We start from the raw sequence: 1013 nt of genomic DNA on the forward strand, positions 1-1013 counted from the left end.
GGCTGGTCGGATTCGCTCGTCGCCATCAGCACTGCGGTGGGCTTGTTCGCAGTTGTGGTGTTCGTCGTCGTAGAACTACGTTCCTCGGCACCCCTACTCGATGTCCGGTTGTTCGCCCGCCGTGGCTTCGGTGCCGGCGCACTGTCGGTCTGTATCCAATTTCTGGTGACCTTCGGGGTGTTCTTGCTGTTGGTGCAGTATCTGCAGTTGATTCTCGGTTATGGACCGCTCACCGCCGCGTTGGCGTTGACCCCTATGGTCGTGCCGCTCATCGTGATCTCGGTGATTGCACCCTGGCTGTCGAACATTGTTGGCCTGCGGGTGATGACCACTGTAGGTCTGCTCACCATCGCGGCGGGACTGGTGATGGTGAGCAGACTGACCGTCGCGGCAACTTACCCTGACCTGCTGTGGCCCTTGCTCATCATGAGCGCGGGTTTGGGGTTGTGTACCGCCCCTGCGACTTTCGCCATCGTCTCGGACACTCCTGAGGCCAAGCACGGGGTGGCTGCCGCGGTCAACGACGCAGCTCGCGAAATCGGTGCCGCGATTGGGATTGCGGTAGCCGGTAGCGTGCTCGCGGCCGGTTACGTTCAGCAAATTCAGCCGGCTCTGCCCCAGCTACCCGAGCCTGCCCGTGGTCCGGTGGCCGATTCTCTGGCCGCCGCGTTGCAGGTCGCCGACCGCGCAGGACCAGCTGGTCAGCCGCTGGCCGAGTTCGCCAGAGCCGCATTCGTACACGGAAGTGGTCAGGCGACACTGGCGTTGGCGGCGCTGACCGCCGCTGGGGCACTCGTCCTCGCCGTCTTTGCACCAGGTAGACGCAGCCGTACGACAGCCACCGCGGGTGACGGACGTCGGTGAAGGTCGGCCAGGGTGTCTATTCTTCGGTGTGATTCGTGTCTGTGGCCTGGAGTCGGGCTCGGGCTTGGGACTGCATGAAGTGTTCGACCTCGACCACCACGAACAGGGCAGTAGCGGTGGCTACCGAGCGGCCCTGCGCATCGTCCATC

At 63.8% G+C, this 1013-nt stretch carries 1 protein-coding gene; it reads left to right on the forward strand.

Translation table 11 applies throughout. The features are described 5' to 3' along the window. The coding region (locus AB0366_RS27130) for an MFS transporter (protein WP_366246619.1) at window positions 1-864 on the forward strand (864 nt) is incomplete at its 5' end. Between the last annotated feature and the right edge of the window lie 149 nt (window positions 865-1013).

Origin of the sequence: Rhodococcus sp. NPDC076796 (assembly GCF_040702765.1) — a bacterium.
GTDB lineage: Bacteria > Actinomycetota > Actinomycetes > Mycobacteriales > Mycobacteriaceae > Rhodococcoides.